This window comes from Azospirillum thermophilum (assembly GCF_003130795.1).
Taxonomy (GTDB): Bacteria; Pseudomonadota; Alphaproteobacteria; order Azospirillales; family Azospirillaceae; genus Azospirillum; species Azospirillum thermophilum.
Genome location: NZ_CP029356.1, coordinates 730,269 through 753,360, shown reverse-complemented (window position 1 = coordinate 753,360; position 23,092 = coordinate 730,269). Strand labels below are relative to the sequence as shown.

Below are 23,092 nucleotides of genomic sequence, written 5' to 3'. Positions count from 1 at the left end.
CGGGGGATTCTTGCCTTAGGAGGAAAGGACTATGACCAAGGGAGTGGCGGACCGGGTGGGACAATGCGGCGTCATGCCGCCTCCTGGTCGGTGTCGGAGGCGGCGAGCAGCGTGTCCAGCAGGGCGCGCGCCTCCGCCAGCAGGCCCGGCAGCCCGGCCGCCTGGACCTGGGCGGTGAAGGCGGAGCGGCCGGCCGGCATGCCGAAGAAGGATTCCACGTCCACCTCCGCCCGCTGGTCCCTGGCCGGAGTCTGGGCGGGAGCCGTGGCGCCGGGAGCACCGGCCTGGGGGCGCCCGCCGTCCGGCGGCGCCGTCCGGTTGGGCGCCTCGCCCTGCGGTGCCGGAGCCGCCCCCTGCCCGCCGGCCGGCGGCACGGGGAGGACGGGCGGCGCGGCGCGGCCGGCGGCATTGCCGGCCTCGCGCTGGGCGTCGTCCACCGGCGTGCCGGTGCGGAGATCCTGGCTGACCAGGATGCGGAACTGCGCCGCCGCCTGATTGCCGCGGGTGTCCTTCGCGATGATCACGACATCCACGTTGCCGCGGGCGCTGGCCGGCGGGGTGCCGCGGAAGGTCATGTTCGGCGCGTCGAACTGCAGCCAGTTGGGCAGCGGACTGCCGTCGGGGCGGGTCGCCTGGTAGACCAGCTTCTCGCCCGGGTTGGTATGGCGGAAGACGTTCGGCGGCACCTGGAAGCTGGTCTGCTGCTGCGGCAGCATCACCTGGTTGCCGACCGAACCGGCCAGGAACAGATCGACGTTGGCCGAGGTGGTCTGGCGGAACAGCGCGTCGGTCGACAGCATGCCGGTACCGTCGGCGCGGCGGTTCAGGCTGGTCGCCGCCACCACCGCGTTGGCGCCGTAGCCGCTGGCCGAGCTGGTGCCGGTCACCACGTTCACCACGTCGACGAAGGTCGTCAGCGACGAGGGGGCGCCGGTGACGGGGCCGAGCGTCGGCGTGCCGGCGGGGCTGGTCGGACCGGTCGGGGTGGTCGTGTCCACCACTGTGATCAGCGTTCCCGGCGGAGGCGTCGGCGTCGTCGGGGTGGTGGGCGGCGTGGTCGGGGTGACCGGAGGCACCGGCGGCGTGACCGGGACCGCCGGATCGACCTGCGCGGTGATCGACAGGGTGGCGCCCAGCGTGACGGAGGCCCCGGCGGTGTCGGTCGCCCGCAGCAGCAGGGCCACGTCGCCGTTGGTGCCGGCCGGCGGCGTGCCGCGGAAGGTCAGGGTCGCCGGATCGAAGCTCAGCCAGGAGGGCAGCGGCCTCCCGTCCGCCAGGGTGGCGGTGAAGGTCAGCACGTCGCCCGCGTCGATGTCGGCGAAGCGGCTGCGCTCCACCGACAGAGCGATGGGCAGGCCGGCGAGCCCGCTCGCCTGCGGCGCGGGGCCGGTGACGGTGGGCGCGTCGTTGGTGCCGGTGATGGTGATCACCACCTGCCGCGTCTCGGTCCCGCCCTTGCCGTCGGAGACGGTGACGGCATAGGTCTCGGTCACCGTCTCGCCTTCGCGCAGGGTCTGCACGCGGGCGTTGTCGACGCTGTAGGTCCAGGTCAGCACCCCGCCGGTGCCGCTGCCGGTGGTATCCGCCGTCAGGACGGACGTCAGGCTGCCGAGCTGTGCCGTCCCGCTGGTCGAGACGAAGCGGGAGGCGACGGTGTGGCTGTCGCTGCGGTCCAGGTCGGTGAAGGCGATGGTGCCGCTGTCGGTCAGGACGCCGCCGGTGGCGCGGACATCCTCCTTGACGCCGCCCGAGCTGTCCTCGGCCGCCAGGACCGGGGCGTCGTTCACGCCGGTGATGACGACGGTCAGCGTCGCGCTGCCGCTGCCGCCGGCCGTGTCGGTGATGGTGTAGGTGAAGGTCTCCGTCAGTGTTTCCCCGGCGGCGAGCGCCTGGACCGCCGCCGAGGAATTGTCGACCGCATAGGACCAGGTGCCGGCCGCATTCAGCACCAGCGTGCCGTAGCTGCCGCGCAGCCCCTGCCCGACGGTCCCGGCCGTGCCGCCGAACCGGACGGCGGTGACGGCGGACGGATCGTCGGCATCCACCTCCGTATCGTTGGACAGCACGTTGCCGGTGGCGGGTGCGATGGCGTCCTCCTGCACGTCGCCGCGGTCGGCGACGGCGACCGGCCGGTCGTTCACCCCGGTGATGACGATCGACAGGCTGCGGGTGACGGCGGCGCTGCCGACATTCGTACCGTCGGCCGCGAGGAAATCGTCGACCGTGTAGGTGAACACCTCGTCGGTCAGCGTCTGCCCCTGGCGGAGCTGCTGGATGACCGCCAGGCTGTTGTCGATGGCGTAGCTGTAGGTGCCGTCGCGGTCGATGGTCAGCGTGCCGTAGCGGCCGGCGACCGTGACGCTGCCGGTGCCGGCGGTGTCCACCACCGTGGCCGCGGCCGCCCCGGCCGGCTGGATCGCCGTGACGAAGAGGCGCTGCGGCGCAATGGTGCCGAGCGCGTCGCGGTCGCGGTCGTTCGCCAGGACGGTGCCGGTCGCGGGGGCGGCCGCATCCTCGACGATGCCGTTCACGTCGTCCGCCGCCTCGATCGCGTCCTCCACCGCCGTGACCGCGGTTCCGAGGGTGACGGTGCCGGCCGACCAGTTGCCCGTGCCGCCGGCCGTCAGCGACTGGCCGGCGGCGGCCGAGGAGACCGGCGCGTCGGAAAGGCGCACGGTCAGGCCGCCCGGCGTGCCGTTCCAGTCGGCGGCCGGGACGAAGCGCAGCCGCGCCGTCACCGGCAGGACAAGGGCGCTGCCGTCCGACAGGCCGTCCGGCAGGGCCGTCCAGGTGATGCCGTCGGTGGAGTAGCTCCACTGGCCCTGGGCGGCGGTGGCCGCGTTGCCGACGATGGCGATCCCGGCGAGCGCGGGGGTGCTGGCGTCGGCGCCGCCGTCGATGCCCGTCCGGTCGTCCAGCGCGTCGCCGTAGAGCGCGCCGAACAGGCCGGCGACCGTCGCACCGGTGATGGCCGAGGCGGGGGTATCCTCGGCGACCGCCGGCAGCGCCGCCGTACCGGTGGCGGTCGGGGCGTCGTTCACGTTGGCGACGGAAGGCTGAAGGGTGAGCGTGCCGTCAGACCAGCGGTCGGTGGTGCCGAGCCCGCCGGCGACGGACAGGTCCTTCAGGTCGGCAGGACCGCCGCTGGCCGTCACCGGATTGGCCGAGCCGTCGGCTACCCGCAGCGTCAGCGCACCGGGCGTCCCGTGGAAGTCCGCCGCCGGCAGGAAGCGCACCTGCGTCGCGGCCGACAGGACGAGGGCCGAGCCGTCACCGAGACCGGTGGCCGGGATGTCGGTCCAGCCGGCGGCGGCGAGATACTGCCAGCTCCCCTGTCCCGGCTTGGCCCCGTTGCCGACGATGGCGACGAAGGTCAGCGGGGTCGCGCCGTCGGTGCCGCCCAGCGCGCTGCGGTCGTCGGTGGCGTCGCCGTAGCGCGTGCCGATCAGGTCGGCGAAGCTGGCGCCGGCCGGGCTGCTGTCCTCCGTCACCGCGATTGCGACGGTGCCGCCGACGGTCGGCCGGTCGTTCACCGGCGTCACGCCGGTCTGCAGCGTCAGCTGGTTGCCGCTGTCGGCATAGGGCGTGGCGCCGCCGGTGGCGCCGGCGGCCGAGAGATCGACCACCGTCCCGCCGGCCGGAGCGCCGCCGCCGGCCTCCACCAGCCGCAGGGCGAGGTCGGGAGCCGGGCCGTTGAAGTCGGCGGCCGGCTGGAAGCGCAGGCGGTCGTTGCCGTCCAGCACCAGCGCGGTGGCGAGGCTGCGGCTGCCGACCTCCTGCCAGGGGCCGGTGCCGTCGATCTGGTACTGCCACCGCCCCTTGGCCGGGTCGGCGGTGCCGCCGACGATGACGACGCCGTGGAAGGTGTTGGCGCTGCTGCCGCCGGCCACCGCGTCGGCGGCGTCGGACAGGCGGGACTGGAAGAGATCGGCCACCGTGCTGCCGAGGTTGGCGACGCCGGCGACATCCTCCGCCACCGGGGCCAGGGTGACCGCGGCGGTGGAGGTCGCGACCGGGGCGTCGTTCACCGCCTGCACCGTGAAGGTGACGGTGTCCTGGTCGAGCTTCACCCCGCCGGCGCCGTAATTGCCGTTGTCGCTGGTGGCGATGGTGATGGTCTCGGTGCCGTTGAAGTTCGGGTTGCCCCGGTAGACCACCGACCCGAGCAGGGCCTGGAGGTCGGCCAGCGTGCCGGCGACCGTCACGGCGGCATCCTCCACCCCGTCGCCGGACTGGAAGGTCACCCGGCCGCGGAGCGTCGCGTCGCCGAGCGTCAGCCGGCCGTTCTGCGCCGTCAGCGTGACGGTCAGGATGCGATCGGCGGTGACCGGATTCTCGTCCACGTCGGGATCGGCGATGTTGAAGCGGTTGGTCCCGCTGAAGGTGAAGGGGGTGTCCTCCAGGATGCCGGTGAGAACGGTCGGGACCGTGTTGACCGGCGGGTCGTTCACCGGGCTGACCGACGCCTTCAGGAGCAGCGTGGTGCGGCTGAACTGGTCGTTGTCGCCCGTGTTGCGGTCGCCGTCCGTGGTGTTGGGGTCGTCGGCGGTGGTGTCGGTGCCGGCGCTGGTCCGGTCCCACAGCTTCAGCGTCAGGCTGGCGCCGGGGTCGCCGTTGAACTGGGCAGCGGGCACGAAGCGGATGCGGTCGGCCGGGTTCAGCAGCAGGGCTGTCGTGGCGGAGACCGAAGCCGGAACGTCGGTCCAGGTGGCGCCGTCATCGAGCGAGTACTGCCACACCCCGTGGGAGCTGTTGGCGACGGCGGTGATGGCGAGGCCCAGCCCGTCCCTCGGCGTGCCGACGCTGCCGGCGTGGTTGTCGGCGTCGCCGGCGTCGGCGCCCAGGCTGGCAATCAGGTCCGCCACCGTGTCGCCGCGGTGGGTGTAGCTGCCGGCGCCGGTCCATTCCGGCGTGGCGGCACCGGTGATGGTGCTGCCGTCCGGCCGGCTGATCACCGGCGCGTCGTTCTCCGGCACCACCCGCAGGCTGTTGGTGAAGAGGCCGGCGACGGACTGGGTGGTGGCCGCGCCGTCCGGGCCGTTGCGCACGTCCACCGCCACGGTGCGGAGGGCAGCCGCGCCGCCGACCGGATCCTGACTGTCGTTGCGGAAGGCGATCTGGCGGATCAGCGCCTGGACGGCGGCCGGCGTGGCGTTGCCGTTCAGCGCGATCCGCAGGGAGGTCGCGGCGTCGATGCCGCCGCTGATGGTGCCGATCACCAGCGCCGCCCCGCTGCCGGCGCCGTCGGCGTCCCACAGGACCGAACTGCCGGACACGCTGATGAAGTGGCTGCCGGCATCGCCGGAGCCGGTGACGGTCAGGCGGTCGCCGTCCTGACCGCCGGCGGTGAAGCGCGCGGTGACGAGGCCGCCGCCGAAGCTGGAGTTGTCGTTGTCGGTGATCCGCACCGCGGGATCGTTGAACAGCCGGACGGCGCCGGCGTTCTCCGGATAGGTCACCGGCGCCAGGGCCGGGGTGGTGCCGGTGAAGATCGGCTCGTTCACCGGGGTGATGGCGACGCTGGTCACGGCGCTGGCCGTCAGGCGCTGGCCGGCGCCCTGGTCCACGGGCGTGGCGCCGCGGTTGTCGTCCACCGTCAGCGCGATGGCGACCGGACCGGCGGAGATGCCGTCGACATTCTCGCTGGTGTTGCGGTAGGTCACCGATTGCACGACGCGGCTGGCGAGCGCCTGCGTCACCGCCGTCGCGCCGTCGCCGAGTGTCACCACCAGCCGTCCGGGAGTGCCGGTGTCGAGCGTTCCGATGACCGGATCGTCGGCGGGATCGGCGGAGGCGTTGGCGAGGTGCAGCTTGCCGTCCGTCCCGACATAGACCGAGCCCGCCGTGCCGGCATTGCCGGAGAAGCCGAAGACGTCCTCGGCGTTCGGCGTGCCGCCGTTGCGCTGGAAGGTCAGCACCACGCCGCTGTAGTCGTTCGGGCCGGCCGAGGCATCGCCGATATCGGCGTCGAACAGCGTGGCGTCGGGGTCGAGCAGGACGGCCGCGCCATCCTCCACGAAGGTCGGGCCGGTCGGGCCGAAGCCGCCGATGGTCGGCCGGTCGTTCTCCGGCGTGACGCGCAGCTCGACGGTGGCGGTGCCGGCGACGCCGCCCGGCGTCCCGTCGCCGACCGTGATGGTCAGGGTGCGGGGGCCCGGCGTCGGCCGGTCGCTGCCGTTCTGATAGGTCAGCGCCTCGATCACCCGCTCGACGGTGCCGACGGTGGCGTAGGCCGCGGCGTCGGCGCCGGTCAGCGCGATGGTCAGGGTATCGGCGGACGTCCGGACGATGGTCCCGATGGTCCGCCACGCGCCGCCCGACCAGACCTGGACGGCGTCGCCCGAGCCGCGGCGCACCGCGCCCTCCCCCTCCGCCGGCTGCAGCGGCAGGGACAGCACGTCCTCGGCGATCAGGCCGGTGACGGTGACGGACCCGCCGGTCAGGCTGGGGCTGTCGGCATCGACCAGCGAGACGGCGGCGGCATTGGTGATCAGGGCCGCGGGCGTGCCGCCGACGACATTCACCGCGTTCTCCGCCATGGTGACGGCCTGATAGGCGCCGGCGAAGCGCGGCTGGTCGTTCACCGGCACCACGGTGATGGTGGTGACGGCCCGGTTGGTGTCCAGCGGGTTGCCGAGCGTGTCGCCCGCCGTGCCGGTGTCGCCGGTGCCGGCGTCGGTGATCCGGATGTCGATCGTCCGGTCGCCGGCCGTCGGGTTGTCGGACGCGTTGGTATAGCTGATGTCGCGCAGCAGGGCCTGATAGGCGGCCAGCGTCGCGGTGGCGCCGGCGGGGGTGATGTCGAAGACGCCGGTGGCCGGATCGTAGCCGACCCGGAAGGCGCCCGAGGCGACCATGACGTTGGTGCGGGCCTGGTTCAGGGTGAAGACCGTGCCGCCGATGGTCAGCGATTCCGCCGCCCGGTCGGCGGCGACGCCGCCCAGCGTCAGCGTCATGCGTACGGCGTTGGCGTTGTCCACGTCGCTCAGCAGAGCGGCGGCGGGGTCGGCGATCCCGACGGAGGGATGCGGGGCGTTGGCCGTTTCCGTCCAGGTGACGGCATAGTCGTCGCCGGCAGCCGCACCGTTCAGATCGACGCGCGGCGGGTCGTTGGTGACCAGCAGCGTCAGGTTGGCGACCGCGCTGTTGCTGGGCAGTTCGTGGACGGCGCTGGTGTCGTCGTTGGAACCGGCGTCGGTCACCTGCACCGTCACGCTGCGCGCGCCGCTGTCGGGCGTGTCGTTCAGGTTGCGGTAGGTGATGCCCTTCAGCAGGGTCTCGTAGCTGCCGACCGTCGCCACGCCGCCGGCGCGCGTGATGGTCAGGGTGCTGGTGGTGCCGGCGACGGCGACCGTCACCGCGAAGCCACCCACCGTCACCGGGGTGCCGGCCACGGTGCCGAGCGCGAAGTCGGTGCCGCCGATCCGCAGGATCTCGTCGTCGCCGTTGCGCACGCCCGCGACGGTGACGACCATGCGCGAGAGGTTGGCGCTGTCGGCGTCGACCAGCGTCGCGTCGGGGAACAGCGCCATGCCGGTGGTGGTATCGGTGCCCGCGGCCTCGCGGTAGGTCACGGTGACCGGATCGGCCGCCGTCGTGCTGTCGAGGTCGACGACCGGCGCGTCGTCCGTCCCGTTGATGGTGATGGTGAGGGTGGCGGTCCTGGCCGCCCCGGCCGCATTGCCGCCGGCGGGCAGGAAATCGTCCACCGTATAGGTGAAGGTCTCCGTCAGCGTCTGGCCGGCGCGCAGCCCCTGCACGGCGGGCAGGCTGTTGCTCAGGGCGTAGCTGTAGGTGCCGTCGCGGCGGATGACCAGCGTGCCGTAGGCGCCGCCGATGGAGGTGGCCGCGTCGCTGGCGGTGTCGACCGTGCGGCTGGTCGTGCCGACCTCCACAGCCGTCACCCGCAGGACCTGCCCCTCGCCCGCGTCGGCGTCCGTGTCGTTGGCAAGGACGTTGCCCGACGCGATCAGGCTGGTGTCCTCGGTCACGCTGCCGGTGTCGGCGGCCGGTACCGGGTCGTTCTCGACGGAGGCCACGGTCAGGTTGATGGTCGCGGTCCGGGTGACCGCCGTCGCGCCGCCGTCCTGGCTGGTCGCCGTGACCGTCAGCGGGATGAAGCCGGCGGTGATCCCGCTGGCGCCGCCGCCCTGGGTGTTCCAGTTGGGCGGCAGCTTGACCCACAGGTTGACCGTGCTGCCGCCGGTGCCGAGCGTGGCGTCGCCGACGGTGATGGTGGTGGCTCCCGCCAGGAGTTCCGTTCCGGTCCCGGTCGGTGCCGTGGCGCCGTTCACGACGTAGCGGGTACCGGCCGGCAGGCCGGCGACGGCGAGCGACAGGGTTTCGGAGAAGTCGGTATCCGTCTCCGCCACCCGGATGGGCAGCAGGATCCACGACCCCTCGGCCCCGCTCATCGCGACGGGCGAGCCTGGGTTGGTCTCGCCCGCGTCGGCGGTGCCGTTGCGGTTGGCATCGATCGTCAGGTCCGGGGTGTCGGAGACGCGGGAGACGGTGATGCCGACCGTCCTGCTCGCGGTTGCCGTGGCGGCGCCGCTGCCCGTCCCGCCGTTGCCGCCGTCGTTCACGTCGATCCTGACCGAGGCCGTGTTGCTGGACGCGGTCGGATAGTCGGCGGTCGGCGTGAAGGTCAGGGTCGCCAGGGCGGCGTTCAGGGCGACCCGCGTCCCGGTCAGCGTCAGGGTGGTGCCGGTCCCCTCGCCGGTGACGGCGTTGCCGGGATCGCTCACCGTGACCCGGCCGTTGGTCGCCGTCAGGGTGACGGTGAAGCTGTCGGCGGCGCCGGTGGCGAGATCGGCGGCGTCGCCGAAGAGGATCTGGTTGCCGCCGGTGAAGGACAGGACCGTGTCCTCGTCCACCGTGAGCGGGGTGGTGGAGGTGTCCGGCGCGGTGATGACCGGGGTGTCGTTGCGCGGCGCGACCGTGATGGTGAAGCTGCGCGTCGTCTGCAACCAGGTGTCGTTTGCCGGATTGCCGTCCGCCTGCGTGGCGTCGACATAGGCGGATCCCGGCTCGGCCCCGCCCGAGACGTAGCCGCCGAGGGTCGACGGCCGGGCGCCGCTGTTGCCGCGGTCGTTCACCACCAGGGTCACCGTGATGGTGCCGTTCCAGTCCGAGGCGGCGGCCCCGCTCACCGTCGGGTAGGAGACGGTGAGCGCGTTCAGCGCGGTGTTGATCTGCGCCTGGGTGCCGGTCAGCGTGATCGAGCCGCCGTTCAGGTTGGTGACCTGGGCGCCGCCGGTGGTCGTCCCGTCCGAGGTCAGGTTCTCGACCCCGGTGATGCTGGCGCTCTGGTCCACCGACACGGTGACGGTCATGACCCCGTTGCCGACATCGGGGTCGTTCACCGTGATGTTGGCGTTGGTGCCGTTCAGCACGATGCTGGCGTTGCCCTCGGCCGCATCGACGTTGCTGGCCGAGACGCGGGGCGCCTCGTTCTCCGCGGTCACCGTGACGGTCACGCTGCCGGAAATCGGCGTGCCGCCGTCGCCGTCGTCCGCCAGGAGGGTCAGCGTGCGCGTGGCGGTCGGCGTGTCCGACGTGTTGCGGTAGGTCAGATGTTCGATCAGGTGCTCGACCACCGCGATGTCGACGAGCGGGCTGCCGAAGCGGATGATGAACTTGCCGGCCTGGGTGGTGTCGGTCGTCCCGATCTGCACCCAGCCGGTTCCGTCGAAGAGATCGACCTTGCCGCTCGACAGCCGGAGCTGGCCAGCCGCCGTGCCGGGGTCGGAGGCGAGCGAGACCACGTCGTCGGCCGCCAGCCCGCCGACGGTCAGGGAGCCGCCGTCGAAGTCGCGGCTGTCGCCATCGGTCAGGTTGATGTCGGAGTCGATGAGGACCGGTCCGGCGTTGGCCGTGTTCTCCAGCACGGTGAGGGCGTCGAGGCCGCTCAGGACCGGCTGGTCGTTGACCGGAACGACATGGATGACGGTGGCCGGCTGGTTGCTGGGAAGCCTGTGGGCCCCGCCGGCATCGTCGTCGCCGGCGTCGGTGATCTGGACGGAGATGCGGCGGTCGCCGGCGGTCGGATCGTCGTTGGCCGTCGCGATGGTGTAGGTGATGCCGCGCAGCAGCGCCTGGAAACCGGCGATGGAGCGCGTGGCGCCGCTGGCCGGGGTGATGGTGAGGACGGTGCTGCCGTCGCCGGCCCCGTCGACGGTCGGGACCACCGCCACCTGGAAGCTCTGCCCGTTGACCGTGACCGTCGCGGTGGTCGTGGTGGCGAGCCTGAAGTCGGTGCCGCCGATGGTCAGCATCTCGTCGTTGCCGTCGCGGATGCCGGTGACGCTCAGCACCATGCCGACGGCGTTGCCGTTGTCGGGATCGCCGAGCGCCGCGTCGGACGCCGCGATCCTGACCGGAGTGTTGGCGGTGTTGGCCCCCTCCGTCCAGGTCACCTCATGGTCGGCGCCGCTGGTGGCGCCGTTGAGGTCGACGGTCGGCGGGTCGTTGTCGTCGCTGTCGGCCGCGGCGAAGTCGATGGTCCCGGTCAGCTCGTTGGACGGAAGGCTGGTCTTCCGCCCGGTCACCGTGTTCAGCCCGTCGTTGTTGCCGTCATTCAGGACGATCTTGTAGCTGCGCTGCGTGTCCGTGCCGTTGGCGGTCGGGTTGTCGCTGCTGCTGGAATAGCGGATGGCGTCGATGATCGCCGCGACATTGGCTTCGGTCGCCGCGGCGGTCAGGGAGATGGTGAAGGTCAGCACGCCGTTCGACACGGTGGAACTGGTCGCCCCCGCCCCGGTCGGGCTGCCGGCGAGGCTGAGGGTGTCGCCGTCGCGGTAGTCGGTGATCGTCACGACGATGCTGCCGCCGGCCATGCTGGCGGTGCCGGTGTAGTCGCTGCCGGTACCGTCGGGATCGGAGACGGTGGCGCCGCCGACCAGGGCGACCATGTTGGTTCCTGTGCCGACGCCGCTCGCCTCGCTGACGGTGGCGGCGGAATCGGTGGCGGCGATGGTCGGCGCGTCGTTGGCCGGCAGGACGCTGGTCGACAGCTTCGCCTGCCCGGACCAGTGGCTGGTCTGGCTGGCGAGCGTGGCGGAAATGTCCTGCAGCGGGGTCGCGGCGTTGTAGGAGACCGGCGTGTCGGACAGGCGGACCGTCAGGGTGCCGGGGGTGCCGTAATAGTCGTCGTTGACCGGGACGAAACGGATCTTCGCCGCCGTCGGCAGCAGGAGCGCCGATGTCTCTGACACCGAACCGTCGATGGCGGTCCAGCTCGTCCCGCCATTGACCGAGTATTCCCAGCGTCCCTGCGCCGCGGTGGCCGCGTTGCCGACGATGGCGACGCCGCCCAGGCTTCCCATGTCGGCCTTCGAACCGCCGGTGATGCCGGTCTGGTCGTCGGTCGCGTCGGCGAAGGAGGAGCCGAACAGCGTGGCGACCGTGGCGCCCGGCGGATCGAGGGTCTCCTCGTCGATGGCGGGCAGCGTGGCGTCCGCCGCGGTCGGCCGGTCGTTCTCGTTGGTGACCCTGGCCTGCAGCAGGACACTGTTGGACGACCAGCGGCCGGTCTGCAGGTCGGCGTCGCCGTCCGGCGTGTTGTTCAGGTTGCGTCCGGCACCGGTGGTGATGCCCGAGGTGCCGGCCGTCGTGTCGAGGTCGGCCACCCGGACGGACAGCGCGCCGGGGGTTCCGTAGAAGTTGCCGGCCGGAATGAAGCGGAGCTGGTGGGCCGGTCCCAGCACCAGGGCGCTGGTGACGCTGAGGGACGCCGGGACATCGGTCCAGTTCGTCCCGTCGAGCGAGTACTGCCATTTGCCCTGCGCCGCAACGGCCGCATTGCCGACGATGGCGATGTAGCCGGGGCCGGTCGCGGTGTTGCCTCCGCCGCTGGCGGACACGTCGTCGGCGCCGTCGCCGTAGCTGGTGATCCGCGTCAGGATGTCGGACACCGCCGTGCCGGCGGGGACCGAGGTACCCTCCTGGACCGTGACCGCCTCGATCGTCTGGCCTGCGGTGACCGTCGGGCGGTCGTTGACCGGGTTGACGGTGATGGTGATCGTCTTCGTCGTCTTCAGCGCGCCGTTGGTGCTGTCGGCATAGGCCGAGCCGACGGCGTAGGAGACGCCGGCCGCGGTGTCGATGGCGGTGGGGCGGGCGCCGGTGTTGCCCTGGTCGTTGACGACGACGGTCACGGTGACCGTCCCGTGCCAGTCGGCCGAGGTGGCGGCGCCGGGGTCGTCCGGATAGGTGATGGTGATGGCCTTCAGCCGGCTGTTCACCTGATCCTTGGTGCCGGTCAGGGTGACGGACCGCTTGTCGGCGGCGATCGCCACTGTGCCACCGGAGTTGCCGACGGTGGTGATGCTGCCGTGGTCGATGGACAGCGTCACCGACAGGGTGCCGCCATTGTCGTCGGTATCGGCGATGCTGATGTTGCCGTTGGTCCCGTCGAGCTTGATGGTCGAAGAGCCCTCGGTCGCGACCACCGGGCTGGCGGTGATCGACGGGGCGTTGTTGAAGGTGGAGGCGAACAGCGTCCGCTCCACCACCGCCACGTTGTAGATCGCGGAGATCGCCGACGTCTCGGTCGTGGGGTCGTAGGCCGTGGTCGGAATGGCCGAGGGGGCGTTGGCCGGCTTGCCGACGTTGGTCTGGTTGGTGGAGCCGCCGTTGGCGGATGCCTCGACCTCCGGGGTGCCGGGGTCGGAATCGACCAGCGCGCCGGTCACGCGGTCGCGCAGGCGGTCGTCGGCGATGATCTGGAGCTTGTAGCTGGCGTCGCTGTTGCCGATGTCGCCCGTCAGCCGGATCCTCAACCCGTAAAGGTAGGCGTTGAGTTCGGAGACGGTGCCGCGGAGGACGAGGGCCGTCCCGGCGCCGGTGTAGCTGGCATCGACGGTGGCGCCGTGGCCGGTCGCGTCGCTGTCCAGCGTGACGCCGGCATAGCTGGCGAGCGGGGCGCCGGTGGAATCCAGCACCCGCACCATCACCTGGATGATGGAGGCCGGGGAGAGATCGGCGTCCCCGACCGTCGTGGACCACATGCCGATCTTCTTCGGCATCTCGCTGTCGACGGCGACCTGGCTGCCGTCGACGGCCAGGGTGATCTGGTCGTTGACCGGCAGGACGGTGATGTTGAAGGTCGCGGTCTTCGTCGCGTTCGCGACGTTGCCGTCGCCGACCGCCGCCTCGAACTCGTCCAGCGCGACCTGCAGGGTGTCGCCGCCGTTGAAGTTGGCGGCGCCCAGATAGCGGACGCCACGGTTCAGGGCCGTCTCGATCGCGGCACGGGTGCCGGTGACGGTCAGGGTGCGGTTGCCGTTGCTGGCCGCGACCGCGACGCCGGCGCCGTTCACCAGCGCGATGGTGCCCTGGCTGACGCTGAGCGTCACCCGCATGTTCAGCCCGAAGGCGTCGGATTCGACGTCGGTCAGGGTGAAGCCGGTGATGACGTGGTAGGTATCCTCGCTCGCCGTCTGGTTGGCGACGCCGATCGTCAGGCCATGCTGGTCGTTCACGTTCGACGCGAACAGCGTGATCGTGTGCGTCGCGGTGTTGTTGGCGTCGTTCACCGGCGAGCCGTCGCGGTTCGCCGTGCCGCCATTGGTGCCGGCGGCCAGCGTTCCGGCCCCGTCGTGGAGCCGGTCGTCCACCGTCACGGTCAGGCGGATGATCTGGTCCGCGTCCTCCTGGACGAGATACTGCAGGCTGTCCAGCGCCGCCTGGATCTGCTGCAGCGTGCCCTGCAGGACGATCTCGCCGGAGGTCGACTGGATCCGCCCGTTGCCCAGCGTGGTTCCGCCGGTGACCACGGTGACGCCGCTGCTGGCGAGGATGCTGATGACGGCCGGCCCGGTGTAGGCGCCGTCGCTGATGGTCACCCGCAGGAAGTTGCTTTCGCCGGCGGTGATGCCGTCCGGCGTCCCGTCGCCGTTGCTGTCCAGATCCATGTCGCCGACGACGATCCGGTTGCTTCCGGTGAAGCTCAGCGGATCGGTGGTGCCATAGAGGATGTTCGCGGTCGGCCCGGTGACCGTCGGCTTCACGTTCAGCGGGTCGATGACGATCTGGAAGGTGCCGGCCGGTTCGGAGCCGCCGCCGCCGTCGCTGACCACGAAGGAGAAGCTGTCGGTGCCGGTCTCGGACCCGTTGTGGGTGTAGGTGATGAGCCCGGCGTCGAGGTCGGCCTGGGTGAAGGTGCTGCCGACGCCGAGCGCCACGCCGTTGCGCCGCAGCGTCCCGTTGTCGGTGGCGTCGGTGATGCGGTACTGGCGCTGGGTCGTCGTGTTGTCGGGGTCGGTGTAGCGCAGCGTGGCCGCCCCGCCGGAGATGGCATTGCCGGCCCCGGCCGTCGCGCTGCCGCCGATGATCCCCTGTCCGCCTTCGGCGACCCGCAGGCCGGTGTTGGCGGAGAAGACGGGGTCGTCGTTGAGGCTGGCGATGGCAAGGTCGATCGTCAGTTCCGCCCCGGTGCTCGGACCGTCGCCGGCGGCCGTCGCGGCGGCGACGCCCTTGCCGTCGTTGGGAACGATGCGGAAGCTGTCGGAGAAATTCTCGCTGCCGTCATGGACGTAGCGGAAGAACCCGGCGTTGAGCTGCGCCCTGGTCACCACGCCGTTCAGGGCGAGGTCCTGCCAGGAGCTGCCGTTCCAGAGCTGCAGCTTGCCGTACTGCGGCAGCCGCGTGACGGTGAAGGACAGCTCCGTGTCGGAGGAGCGGTAGTCGGGCAGTGCGATGGTATCGAGCGAGCCGTCGGCGTCGCCGAGCGAAATCGCCACGTTGCCGGGCGTGTTGAAGACGTAGATGCCCTGGGTGGCCGAGCTGGTGTCGTTGCGCTCCGTCAGGACGGCGGTGCCGGAGACACCGGCGGTGGGGGTGTCGTTTACTGGAATGACCTCGATCCCCACGGTGGTCATCGCGGAGATGTTGCGGCCGTCGCTGACCGAGAAGCGGAACTGCTGGACGTGGTCCTCCCCGCCGTCATGGACGAAGCGGACCTTGCCCTGATCCACGTCCTTCTGCGTGAAGGAGCCGTAGAGTGCCAGCGCCACCCAGTTCTGCGCGTCGTTGGCGGGAACCGGATTGCCGCCCCGGTAGATCTGCAGGAGGCCGCCGGTCGGCAGCTCCGTCAGGCGGAAGACCAGCTCGTCGGCCGGAGTATCGGGATCGGTGGCCTTCAGGTAGCCGCCGGTGGCGGCGCTGGTCGACTGGAAGTAGGTCGTCCCGCCTTCATGCACGCTGGCATTGCTGGTGGTGACGCTGCGGGCGTCGACCGTGCCGGGATCGTTGACCACGTAATCGATGGGGTCAGGCTCGCCGGGGCCGCCGGTGTTGCCGGTGACGGCCAGGTTGAAGGTCAGCGTGTGCGTCAGGTAGCCGGTGTCGCCGGCATTGCGGGTGCCGCCCTCGCGCCCGCCGGGGATCTCCGTCTGGCTGGTGGTCGAGAAGGCGGTGATCTCGCTGTCGCGCACCGAGAAGGACAGGGCCGCGGTCTGCGCCCCGTTGGCGGTCGTGCGGACATGCAGCCGGACGTGGTTGTCGTTCACCTCCTGCTGGGTGAAGCTGCCGCCGACGCCGAGGCTGCGCCACGCCCCGTCGCGGTAGACCTGGACCAGGGCCAGAGCGACGTCCGGACGGGCGGTCAGGGTGTAGACCACGATGCCGGGGGCGCTGTCGGGGTCGCTGACGCCCAGGATCGCATTGGTGATCGTGATGTCCCGGCTCTGCGACACGTTCACCGCGACCGGACCGGCCGGGGTCGTGGAAACGCCGTAGCCATAGGCGCCGGGGACGCCGGTCTGCACGACATAGCCGTTCGACACGCCGGCGCCGAAGGTGGACAGGACGGGGTCGTCGTTGTTCTCGCGCACGGCGATCTCGACGGTGCGCGAGCCGCTGCGGGTGGCGACCGGGCTGGTGCCGCCGCCGTCGTCGGTCAGGGTGACGCGGAAACTGGGGTTGCCGGCCGGCTCGTCCGGGCTGACGTCGAAGCTCAGCTTCATGGCGGCGAGCGTGCCGGTATAGCGGTAGCCGTCGGTGACCCGCGTGTCGCCGGCGTCGAAGACGTTGTTGTCGTTGGCGTCGATGTAGAGCGTGCCGCCCTTCGCGTCGATCTGGTCGATCACCACCGTCCAGATATCCGAGGTCTGGTCGGGATCGCTGGCCGAGATGGTCAGGTCGACGCCCTTGCGCCCCTCGTAGGCCGTCTGGGCCACGGTGAAGCCGGAGACGGCGGGCGGCTGGTTCACCGGGGTGATGGTGATCGGCACGATGCCGGAATCGGTGCCGCCGGCGCCGTCGTCGACCACGACCGCGAAGCTGTCCTGCGTGCCGCCGGTGGCGGTGGTCTGGTAGCCGGTGTGGACGTACCTGACCTTGCCGTCCTGGACGTCCTTCAACGAGAAGGTGGAGCCGACGACCAGGCGGGCGTGGGCGTCGCCGAAGACGAGATAGCCCTTGGCCGCGGCCGGGAGCTGGGTGACGCGGAAGATGATCTGCTGCGGCACCTGCGGCGCGCTGTTCAGGCCGATGTCGAGGTCGACGTCGGTCAGGCCGAAGTTGGCGGCGTCCAGCGTCACCATGTTGCCGGCCCCCTCCGCCACCGTGGCGGCGGTCGGGCTGAGGGTCGGCGCGTCGTTCACCGGCTGGACGACGATGTTGTTGATCAGCAGCGTCCGGGTGGCGTTGTTGGCGTCGGTCGCGTCGACGCGGATCTGGGCGCCGGTGCCGTTGTAGTTCGGCTCCGGCCGGACGGTGAAGCTGGCGATCGCGGCGGCCATCGCCGCCTCCGTCCCCGTCACGGTCACGACGCTGTCGCCATTGCTGGTGCCGTTGACGAAGGTCAGCCCGGCGATCTGGGTCAGGGTCACCGACCCGTGGGTGGCGGTCAGGGTGACGCTGACGATCTGGGTGTCGGGATCGTCGGAATCGGTCAGCGTCAGGCCGGAGATGGTGAGGCTCGTGTCCTCCACCGCCGTGCGGACGATGCCGGCGTTGGCGTCGGTGAGGACCGGCGCGTCGTTCAGGTTGTTGACGACGATGGTGCGGCTCGTCGTGGTCGAGGCGTTGGACGCGTCGGTCACGGTGACGGTCAGCAGCGAGGACCCGAAATAGTCGGCGGTCGGCGTATAGGTCAGGCTGTTGAGGGCGGCGTTGACGCTGGCCGGGCTGCCGGTGAAGGTGATCAGCGCCTGGCCGTTGCCGGTACCGTTGGTGAAGGTCAGGCCCGCCGTGGATCCCATGGCGATGGTGCCGTTGGCCATGGCGACCGTGACGGACACGCTGCCGTCGTCGACATCCGAGACGGAGAAGCCCGGAAAGGTCAGCGGGGTGTCCTCGTTGACCGTGAGGGTCGCGTTGAGCGGGGAGACCACCGGCGCGTCGTTCACCGGGTTGATCGTGATGGCGATGGTCTGGGTGACGGCGGTTCCGCCGTCGGAGACGTCGATCCGCACCGACCCGGCGCCGTTGTAGTCCGTGAAGGGCTGGTAGGTCAGCGTGCCGATGGCGGTGTTGATGTCCGCGATGCTGCCGCGGATGGAGACGACGGAACTGCCGGTCTTGGTACCCTGCAGGAAGGTCAGCCCCTTGACGCCCGCCAGGCCGATGGTCCCGCGGTCGGCGGTGAGGGTGACGGTCAGCGTGCCGCCGTCGGCGTCGCCGACGCTGAGGCCGGTGATGGCCAGCGTCGCATCCTCGTTCATCGAGTAGGACGAGGCCCCGAGGGTCAATGTCGGCGGTGCCAGCAGATGGCCGTAGCCGTCGGCATGGATCGTCGCCGCCTCGATGGGGCCGGTCGCCGCCTCCAGGGTCCAGTCGCCCCGAAGGCGGCGGCGCCGGTGGCGTCGACCGACGCCGCGACGTCGGCGCCGGTCAGCTCCGCCATCGAGGCGATGAAGCGGGCGCCCGCCTCGCCCGCGGCGACGTCGCAGCCGTAGATCAGGATGTCGGCGTCCTCGGTGAGGCCGGACCGCCATGCCGACAGCGCCGCGGCCGAGGTGCGCAGGCTGTCGGCGGTCAGCGTGTCGCGCCCCAGCAGAAGCTCGCCCGACGCACCGTGGGAGATGATCTGGAGCGAGCCGTAGCCGCCATGCGACAATGCCGCCCCGATGGCGGTCAGCGCATCGTCGTCGCCGTCGAGCCGGAGCACCTCCACCTTGGAATCGACGTAGCCGAGGAGCGTATCGACGTCGGTCACCCGGTAGTCGACGACCAGCAGCGTGCGGCCGGGCGAGGCCGGCCCGTCGGCAGGGACGCTTCCGCTCCAGGCCGCGGCCTCCGTCACCTCCACGTCGAGGCCGGTCAGGTTCGACAGCGTGTCGGTGAGCAGGCGGCTTCCGGCGCTGCCGGCGGATTCGAGCCCGTGGATGCCGATCCCGCCGCCATCCGCCAGATGGTCGCGCCAGGAGGCGACCTCGTCGGCCCGGCCCACCAGGGCGGCGGAGGTCAGCAGGTCGCGGCCGACAGGCAGGGCACCGGCGCTGCCCTGCGAGACGATGTGGATCGCGTCGAGGTTGGTCCGTCCGGCGAGTGCCCCGGTAATCTGGCCGATGCCGTCGCGGGCGGGGTCGAGGACGACCACCTCCACCCCGGACGGCACGCTGGCGGTCAGCGCCGGCAGGTTGTCCACGCGCGAATCGACGAAGACGATCTCATGGACCGGAGCGGCCGGCGGCGCGGCCGGCTGGCCTGCCGGCGCAGCGGGAAGGCTGCCGGTGTCATGACCGGTCGCCTCGGCCGGGGCGGGCGGCGCGTCGCCGGCATGCCGAGGCGCCGCCGTAGCGGAGGCGGCGTGAACCGCATCCTGCGCCGCATCCTGGGACGCGGCGGGGTCGCGGTGGGTCTGATCGATGACCTTGTCGATACTCTCGGCGACCGTCGCGACGGCTGCGCCGTCGAAGACATAGCGCGGCTCGAGAACGATCTTGAGCGAGTTACGCAAGGCCATGATTCCCCTCACACCGGAGTCGTTGGATAGTTTTATTCTTGGACATGAATTTATCAGGTGCAGCCATAGGTAGATTTACAATGACTGGCGCCTGTTATCTGAATTTCTGTAGATGATCTATTCTGCTGACTGTCTTGGTCGCGCGCTTGTTTGAAATCAGTCTTTGCAACACATTTCTCTAATGCCGCCCCTTCTGATTATACCGCTCCCCACTTAGAGCTAACCTAGTTGTGATTGACCCCAGGGGGCTACCTAAAATCTCTGCCGAATTGTGGCGAAATGCGACGTGGCGCCGCAGGGGGCGATCCGGAGCCTCCGCAGTATTTGGTAATTTCAAGCACTTATGGAGATTCGCCACATCGGCCTGACCGTGAAGCGCCACATCCTCCGGTGGTGTTGCCGGGGCTGCTGGGCAAGGAATCGCCCGTAGGACCGGAAGCTTCGTTTACGATGGCGAAATAATGTGAGGCGGTCCGGCGTGTGAAATGTCGCAACTCGCGACAGCCGAAGCTCCGCCTGCCCTGCAGCCTGCCGGATCAACAGCGGTGCCGGCCTGCCACGCGGCGTCTCCGGCGCGAGCAGGCGCCCGATCAACGCAGAGGACAGGACGGTCAGGCGCCGGCGCGGTCGCCGCGGCCGTAGACCAGCAGCATGGCGATGATCACGCAGCCATAGATGACCTGCCGCCCCGCCTCGGCCATCTGCATGATCGAGAGCACCGAGTTCAGCAGCACGATCAGGATCACCCCGACCACGGTGCCGAGGTAGCGCCCCGGCCGCCGAGGATGTGGGTGCCGCCGATCACCACCGCGGCGATGGCCGGCAGGACGTAGCCGTCGCCCATGCCCTGATAGGCCTTGGTCGAATAGCCGGCGAGCATCACTCCGGCGAGGCTGGCGAACAGCGAGCAGAGCACGAAGGCGAGGATGGTGACGCGGCGGCTGCGGATGCCGGACAGGTAGGCGGCGGCCTCCGAATTGCCGATGGCGTAGAGCGACTTCCCGAAGGCGGTGCGGCCGAGCAGCCCGGCGGCGAGCAGCGAGAGGGCGGCCCAGACGAGGACGGACACCGGCAGCCCGGCGACACGCTCGGCCCCGAGGAACCGCATGGCGTCGGTGGCGGCGGTCTGCGGCGCGAAGCCGCCGGTGTGCGCCACCATCACCCCGCGCAGCGCGGCATTGACGCCCAGCGTGAAGATCATCGACGGGACGCGCAGATATGCGACCCCCACCCCGTTCAGCAGGCCGACCCCCAGACCGACGGCCAGCCCCGCCGGCACCGCCAGCGGCCCGCCGACGGCGGTCGCGGTCATGGCCGCCGCCGACAGCGTCCAGGCGACCGACAGGTCGATATGGCCGATCAGGATGACCATCATCATTCCCGCCGCGACGAGGCCGAGGAAGGACCCGGTCTGGAGCTGCTGGATCAGGTAGGCCGGCGACAGGAGCGTCGCGACGCCCTGGGTGGCGAGCGTGTAGACCGTGCCGACCGCCAGGATGACCAGCACGAAGCCGGCCGCGATCAGGATCGGCTTGCTGTCGCCGCGCATCACGGCATGGGCTCCGGCGCTCATCGGAACAGCTCCAGCCGGTTGCGGGTGCGCAGCGTGCGCAGCGCCCCCAGGCTGACCGCCGCCAGCAGCACCAGCCCCTCGACCAGCGGCTGCATCAGCGGGGCGATGTCGAAGATGCGGAAGTTGAAGGAGATCGCCCGCAGCACCAGCGCCCCGACCACGGAGGCGACGGCCCCGCCGGATCCGCCGAGCAGCGACGTGCCGCCGATCACCACCGCCGCGATGGAGTTGAGCGTGTAGGCGCCGGCCTGGGGGATGTCGGCGTTGCCGGACGAGGTCTGGATCGCCAGGAACAGCCCGCCCACCGCTGCGAAGAAACCGGCCATCGCGAAGGCGGCCAGCTTCGCCCGGGCGATCGGCAGCCCCGACATATAGGCGGCCCCCTCCGCCGATCCGATCGCGTAGACCGTGCGCCCGGTCAAGGTGCGGCTGAACGGCAGCCAGACGCACAGCACCATGACGGCGAGCAGGACCAGCGGCACCGGGATCCAGGCGACGGGCTGGAACCCGACCGCCTGGCCGCCGTCGAACAGGCCGTAGGTCTCGGCGAAGTCGCTCAGCGCGTTGGTCATCGCCCAGGACAGGTCGGCGTCGAGCTTGCCGCCCGGCTTCGGCCGCAGGAACAGGGCGAGCCCGATGGCGACGGCCCCGGTGGCGAGCGTCGCGATGATCGGCTGGATGCGCCCATAGACCACGATGCAGCCGTTCAGCAGGCCGAACGCCGTGCCGGCCGCGAGACAGGCGACGATCCCCGCCGCGATCTCCAGCGGAGAGCCGGCGACCAGATGGCTGGCAAGGCAGTTCACCAGTGTCATCACCGCGCCGACCGACAGGTCGAGCCCGCCGGTCAGTACCGGCACGGTCTGCGCCATCGCGATCAGCGCGATGGTGAAGACCTCGTTGGCGTTCTGGATCAGCACCTGCTGGCTGAAGCCGCGGGGGTGGTAGAGGTTGTAGATCCCGTAGAACAGGACGAACAGGGCGATCGCCCCCGCCAGCCCCGCGTTCTGGCGCAGCCACAGCAGGGCGTTGCCGGACCCGGCGGGACGGGTGGTGACGGCGGCGTCAGCCATGGGCGGCCCCCATGTTGAGGGCGCTGGCGAGGATCGCCTGCTCGGTGATGGCAGCGCCTTCCAGGGTGCGGACGATGCGCCCGTCATACATGACGTTGACGCGGTCGCAGCAGCCGATCAGCTCGTCATAATCCGTCGAGTAGAAGAGGATCGCGGCGCCGGAGTCGGCAAGGTCGCGCAGCAGCCGGTAGATCTCCTGCTTGGTGCCGACGTCGATGCCGCGCGTCGGATCGTTGAGGAGGATCAGGCCGGGCTCGGTCATCAGCCATTTGGCGATCACCACCTTCTGCTGGTTGCCGCCGGACAGGGTCGAGACGCTGTCCTCCGGGCTGCCGATCTTGATCTGCAGGCGCCGCACCGCCTCCGCCACCGCCGCGCGCTCGCGGGCCCGGTCGATCACCAGACGCGAGACGCCGGAGGAGACGGAGGACAGAGAGGCCGCAACCAGATTGTCGGCAATCGACATCGGCAGCATCAGCCCCTCGGTCTTGCGGTCCTCCGGGATCAGGGCGAGCCGGGCGCCCTTGGCCTCGGCCGGCGAGGACGGACGGTGCGGCCGCCCGTCCACCGTCACGGTGCCGCCCACCCCCTTCAGCACGCCGAAGAGGGCGAGCAGAACCTCCTTCTGCCCCTGCCCGTCCAGCCCGCCCAGCCCGACGATCTCGCCGGGGGCGATGGTGAAGGACAGCCCCTTCAGCCGGTCGGCCCAGCTCAGATCCCGGACGTCGAGGCGCGGGGCCGGCCCCGGCGTGCCGGCGTGGGGGGCGGCCGGCTTGGGCGGATATTGCGCGGTGATCTCGCGGCCGATCATCAGCTCGATGATGCGGTCGGGGGAGCGGGTACCCTTGGCGAAGCTGTCGATGTGGCGGCCGTTGCGGAAGACGGAGAGCGTGTCCGCCAGGGCATCGATCTCGTGCATGCGGTGCGAGATGTAGAGAATGGCGACGCCTTCGGCCTTGAGGCGGGCGAGCATGGCATAGACCCGCTCCACGTCGGCCGCGGTCAGGGCCGAGGTCGCCTCGTCCAGGATGAGGAGCCGCGGACGCTTGGCGAGCGCCTTGGCGATCTCCACCATCTGGCGGCGCGACAGCGGCAGGTCCCGCACCTTCAGCCGCGGGTTCACATCCCCGCAGCCGATGGAGCCCAGGATCTCCTCGGCCCGCCGGCGCTGGGCCCGGCGGTCGATCAGGCCGAGACGGCGCGGCGGATCGGCGACCAGGATGTTGTCCGCCACCGTCAGGTCGGGCATCAGGGACAGTTCCTGGAAGACGCACACCACCCCGGCGCGGTTGGCGGCGGCGGGATCCGCGAAGGCGACGGGATGGCCGTCCAGCCGCATCTCTCCCTCATCGGGCCGGACCACGCCGGAGATGATCTTGATGAGGGTGGACTTGCCGGCCCCGTTCTCCCCCAGGACGGCGTGGATGGAGCCGCGCGCGCAGGCGAATGTGACGCCGTCGAGCGCCCGGACGCCGCCGTAGCGCTTGGAGATGCCCGAAAGCGTCAGGAAGGGCTGGGTCACGCGCACACCAT

4 protein-coding genes and 1 pseudogene are annotated in these 23,092 nt (G+C 70.9%); all 5 read right to left on the bottom strand.

What is annotated here, in order from left to right:
- Window positions 1-71 precede the first annotated feature (71 nt).
- On the bottom strand, window positions 72-17,696 hold the full coding sequence (locus DEW08_RS24430; RefSeq protein ID WP_146214757.1) for a cadherin-like domain-containing protein: 17,625 nt from the start codon (window positions 17,694-17,696) through the stop codon (window positions 72-74).
- Window positions 17,693-18,913 carry a DUF4347 domain-containing protein gene (locus DEW08_RS24425; RefSeq protein ID WP_109332106.1) on the bottom strand — a complete coding sequence of 407 codons (1,221 nt, stop codon included), beginning with the start codon at window positions 18,911-18,913 and terminating at the stop codon, window positions 17,693-17,695. The genes DEW08_RS24430 and DEW08_RS24425 overlap by 4 nt, the downstream gene beginning before the upstream one ends.
- 611 nt (window positions 18,914-19,524) lie before the next feature.
- Window positions 19,525-20,486, bottom strand: a pseudogene (locus DEW08_RS24420) (ABC transporter permease).
- The gene (locus DEW08_RS24415; RefSeq protein WP_109332105.1) at window positions 20,483-21,559 is read right to left on the bottom strand and encodes an ABC transporter permease; all 1,077 of its coding nucleotides are present in this window, start codon (window positions 21,557-21,559) and stop codon (window positions 20,483-20,485) included. The pseudogene DEW08_RS24420 and the gene DEW08_RS24415 overlap by 4 nt, the downstream one beginning before the upstream one ends.
- Complete coding sequence (locus tag DEW08_RS24410; protein ID WP_109332103.1) at window positions 21,552-23,087, bottom strand: sugar ABC transporter ATP-binding protein; 1,536 nt, start codon at window positions 23,085-23,087, stop codon at window positions 21,552-21,554. The genes DEW08_RS24415 and DEW08_RS24410 overlap by 8 nt, the downstream gene beginning before the upstream one ends.
- Window positions 23,088-23,092: the final 5 nt, after the last annotated feature.

What these genes read in the sequence shown, in the direction of transcription:
- DEW08_RS24425 (WP_109332106.1), bottom strand. Translation starts at nt 18,913, where the DNA reads ATGGCCTTGCGTAACTCGCTCAAGATCGTTCTCGAGCCGCGCTATGTC.
- DEW08_RS24415 (WP_109332105.1), bottom strand. Translation starts at nt 21,559, where the DNA reads ATGGCTGACGCCGCCGTCACCACCCGTCCCGCCGGGTCCGGCAACGCC.